This is a genomic window from Cupriavidus sp. 05N38 (assembly GCF_056397345.1).
In genome coordinates, this window is sequence record NZ_JBFTNF010000136.1 from 1 (window position 1) to 4,156 (window position 4,156).

The following is a 4,156-nucleotide window of genomic DNA, read 5'->3' on the forward strand; positions in this document are numbered from 1 at the left end:
ACGTCGAGCAGCAGGAAACGGATGCCGGCACAGAAGTGGTGGAGGTAACCCCAGCCCCAGATCAGGGCCAGCAGAACCAGCTTGACGAAGCCGCCGGACAGGAGCGCCGAGAACTTTGCGAAACTCAGTTCGGAGGTGACGCTTTGCTCGAACAGATAGAGCACGAAAGGAAGGAGGAGGAACATCAACGCACCGCTTGCGCGATGCAGGATGGACACCTTGCCGGCCCAGGGCAACCTGTAACGCGCTAGCTGCGTGACATGGATGTTCCGGAACTCCGGCCTGGCTTGTTTGACGGCTTCAGCCATGCGAGACCCCATTTTGCGGTAAACAAAAAACGAAACTACTCAATGCCCTGCATGCAAATGAATGCAGTTGGAGCAAATCCACATAATTTTAGCGCCTTTGTTGCGCGGCGCACCAATAATTTTCAGCTATCGCGCACCAACATGCCGTGCCCGACAATCGCACGCGGCCTCGCCACGGCGTAATAATCCCACTTCGCGCAACAGCGGCGGCGGCCATGGCCGCGGCAACAATAACCGCCAGAGATTCCCACACGGCAACTCAGCTCAAATCGTTCTGATAATAGTGCCGGGTGGTGACATACAAGCCGCGCCGGACTTCGACGGGGCGGTCGCCGTAGGTAAACGACACGCGCTCGACGGACAGCAGCGGCGCGCCAGCCTCCACGGAAAGCAAGGCTGCGGTGGCGGCGTCGGCGGACACCGCGCGGATCTTCTCGGAGGCCCGGATCATGCGCGTACCGAACTCGGCCTCGAACAGCGCATACATCGGCCCCTTCCATTCGGTCAGCTTCTCGGCCGTCAGCCCTTTGAAATTGGTGCCCAGCAGCCAGATCTCGTCCAGCACGGTGGCCTCGCCGGAGAAAAACAGCACGCGGCGGATCTGCACCACGCTGTCGCCGGTGCGGATATCGAGCAGGCGGGCGATCTCGGCGGGCGCGCGCAGGCGCTTGCACTCCAGCACCTGGCTGGCGCCATAATGGGGCTCGCCCTCATCGGGGACGAGTCGCAGGAACCGGAACTTGACGCCATCCTCGTGATGGGTCGTGACGAAGGTGCCCTTGCCCTGGCGGCGCGCCACCAGGTTCTCGGCGGCAAGTTCGTCGATGGCCTTGCGCACGGTACCCTGGCTGACCTTGTAGCGGGCCGCGAGGTCCATTTCGCTGGGGATCATGTCGCCCGGCTTCCATTCGCCGGACTGCAGGCTCTGGGTGATGAGCGCCTTGATCTGCTGGTAGAGTGGGCTGAACGTGGGCGAAACCGCGGCCGCCACAGGCGACTGCGTGCCGGCGCCGGACGCAGCGGCGCCACTATCCTGCACTGCAGCAACGGCAGTACCGACGAGGGGCGTGGGCAGGGATGACATAGGCGAATTTCACCACAAAACGGCAAAGGGCGTCCAGCCCGGCATTAAATGTCTTATGTCTTATATAAGACATATGAATTGACATTGCGCGGAGGCGCGCCTACACTCCCGCTGGTTTCACGCCGGCACCACTCTGGATACGGCACCCCTCTTCGCAGTAGACTTACGCTTTGTCGCACCCCATGACCCGTAGTGRCTCCTCCCAGTCGGCATCGCTCCCAGCGCGCCGGCGGATTGCCGCCTGCCGCCGTGGCGACAAACTCGCACCCGGTGACGTACGGACCACCGTCCGGCGCGACACCGTCCAGTTTCCCCCTCTTTACGTTTGGAGATCTACTCATGGCTAAAGCCCCAATGCGCGTCGCAGTCACCGGCGCCGCTGGCCAGATCGGCTATTCCCTGCTGTTCCGCATCGCCAATGGCGACATGCTTGGCAAAGACCAGCCGGTCATCCTCCAACTGCTGGATCTCCCGCAAGCCCAGGCCGCCGTCAAGGGCGTGGTGATGGAACTGGAAGACTGCGCGTTCCCGCTGCTGGCAGGCGTGGTGATCACCGACGACCCCAAGGTCGCCTTCAAGGATGCCGACGTGGCCCTGCTGGTCGGTGCCCGTCCGCGTAGCAAGGGCATGGAACGCAAGGACCTGCTCGAAGCCAACGCCCAGATCTTCACGGTGCAGGGCAAGGCACTGGACGAAGTCGCCAGCCGCAACGTCAAGGTGCTGGTGGTCGGCAACCCGGCCAACACCAACGCCTACATCGCCATGAAGTCCGCGCCGAGCCTGCCGCGCGAGAACTTCACCGCCATGCTGCGCCTGGATCACAACCGCGCGCTGTCGCAGATCGCCGCCAAGACCGGCAAGCCGGTTTCGTCGATCGAGAAGATGTTCGTGTGGGGCAACCACAGCCCGACCATGTACGCCGACTACCGCTACGCGACCGTCGACGGCCAGAGCGTCAAGAACCTGATCAACGACCACGCCTGGAACAACGACGTGTTCCTGCCGACCGTCGGCAAGCGCGGCGCCGCCATCATCGAAGCGCGCGGCCTGTCGTCGGCTGCCTCGGCCGCCAACGCCGCCATCGACCACGTGCATGACTGGGTGCTGGGCAGCAATGGCAAGGTCGTCACGATGGGCATCCCGTCGAACGGCGAGTACGGCATCCCGGCCGACACCATGTTCGGCTACCCGGTGACCACCGCCAACGGCAAGTACGAGATCGTCAAGGGTCTGGAGATCGACGCCTACAGCCAGGAAAAGATCAACATCACCCTGAAGGAACTGGAAGAAGAGAAAGCCGGCGTGCAGCACCTGCTCGGCTGATCCTCCTCAGATCTAGTCCCAGGCAGCGCCAATGATCAGGCCGGAGCCCCGCAACGATTCACGGATCGGCGCGGGCTCCGGCTTTTTTCATGGGCGCGCCGCCCGGTCCCCGGACACCAACCCAAACCAGAATACCTAACGTGCATCCCTCCGAGGTCTTGTTCCAGGGCGAAGCCATTCCGGCCCAACTGCCGGTCTGCGACCACTATGCCGGCAACGAAAAGCTGATGCTGAAATCGCTCGCCCTGCAGCAAGAGCTTGGGCCGGTCTTCGACATCACCTTCGACTGCGAGGACGGCGCCGCGGTCGGCCTCGAGCGCGAGCACGCCGAGTTGTGCGCGCATCTGATCAACGGACCGCAAAACCGTTTCAACCGCGTGGGCGTGCGCATTCACGACCCCGCCCACCCGAGCTGGCGCGAGGACATCGACATCCTGGTCGGCAGCGCCGGCGCGCGCCTGGCGTACGTGGCCATTCCGAAGGTGGCCGACGTGGTGGAAGTCGCGCGCGTGACCGACCACGTCAACCAGGTGGCGCGCGCCGCCGGCATTGCGCGTCACATTCCGATCCATGTGCTGATCGAGACGCATGGCGCACTCGAACAGGCGTTCGACATCGCCCGCCTGGTGCAGGTCGAATGCCTGAGCTTCGGCCTCATGGATTTCGTCTCCGCCCACCATGGCGCCATCCCCGGCGAGGCCATGCGCTCGCCGCAGCAATTCGAGCAGCCGCTGATCCGGCGCGCCATGCTGGAGATCTCGGCCGCCTGCCACCGCCACGGCAAGGTGCCTTCGCACAATGTCAGCACCGACATCGAGCAGCCCCGACGCGCCGGCGAGGACGCCATGCGCGCCCGCACGGAGTTCGGCTACCTGCGCAAGTGGAGCATCCACCCGGGCCAGATCGACCCCATCGTGGCGGCATTCCGCCCGAGCGGCGCCGAGATCGGCGCGGCCAGCGAGATCCTGCTGGCCGCCTACGAGAACAACTGGGCGCCGATCCGCCACCAGGGCCAGTTGCACGACCGCGCCAGCTACCGCTATTACTGGTCGCTGCTGCAGCGCGCCCACGCCACCGGGGCGGAACTGCCCTGCATGGTGCTGGACCGCTTCTTTGCGTGAGTTCGATGTTCGCCGTTGCTGTAACCCGGATTCTTACCCGATCCATTGACCCGGGCCATTGACCCGGGCCCGATTGCCCGGCCCCGCATCCGGGCGGCAGCTTGACCGCCGGGCGGGCCAGCAGACAGACAGGAGACGCGATGCCAGAGCAGCAGCAGCAGCCAGTCCAGCAGGACGCCCCGAAGCCGAAGAAATCCGTCGCCCTGTCGGGCGTTGCCGCCGGCAATACTGCGCTCTGCACGGTCGGCCGCACCGGCAACGACCTGCACTACCGCGGCTACGACATCCTCGACATCGCCGAGACCTGCGAATTCGAGGAG

5 protein-coding genes are annotated in these 4,156 nt (G+C 64.4%); 3 read left to right on the forward strand and 2 right to left on the reverse strand.

The window, feature by feature from the left end:
• Both sdhC and AC1DK4_RS40300 read right to left on the reverse strand, forming a co-directional pair.
• A partial coding sequence (sdhC, locus tag AC1DK4_RS40295; RefSeq protein WP_477132242.1) for a succinate dehydrogenase, cytochrome b556 subunit occupies positions 1–308 on the reverse strand: 308 nt, incomplete at its 3' end.
• Between the two features lie 259 nt (positions 309–567).
• Positions 568–1,392 (reverse strand): GntR family transcriptional regulator, encoded by an 825-nt coding sequence (locus AC1DK4_RS40300; protein ID WP_441624435.1) that lies wholly within the window; start codon positions 1,390–1,392, stop codon positions 568–570.
• 339 nt (positions 1,393–1,731) lie between these two features.
• Between AC1DK4_RS40300 and AC1DK4_RS40305 the strand changes: the two genes are divergently transcribed.
• The 3 genes from AC1DK4_RS40305 to AC1DK4_RS40315 form a co-directional block, all read left to right on the forward strand.
• On the forward strand, positions 1,732–2,715 hold the full coding sequence (locus AC1DK4_RS40305; RefSeq protein WP_441624437.1) for a malate dehydrogenase: 984 nt from the start codon (positions 1,732–1,734) through the stop codon (positions 2,713–2,715).
• Between the two features lie 140 nt (positions 2,716–2,855).
• Positions 2,856–3,836: an HpcH/HpaI aldolase/citrate lyase family protein gene (locus tag AC1DK4_RS40310; protein WP_441624439.1), complete on the forward strand. Its 981-nt coding sequence runs from the start codon at positions 2,856–2,858 to the stop codon at positions 3,834–3,836.
• A 140-nt stretch (positions 3,837–3,976) separates the two neighbouring features.
• On the forward strand, positions 3,977–4,156 hold a 180-nt coding region (locus AC1DK4_RS40315), incomplete at its 3' end, for a citrate/2-methylcitrate synthase (protein WP_477132243.1).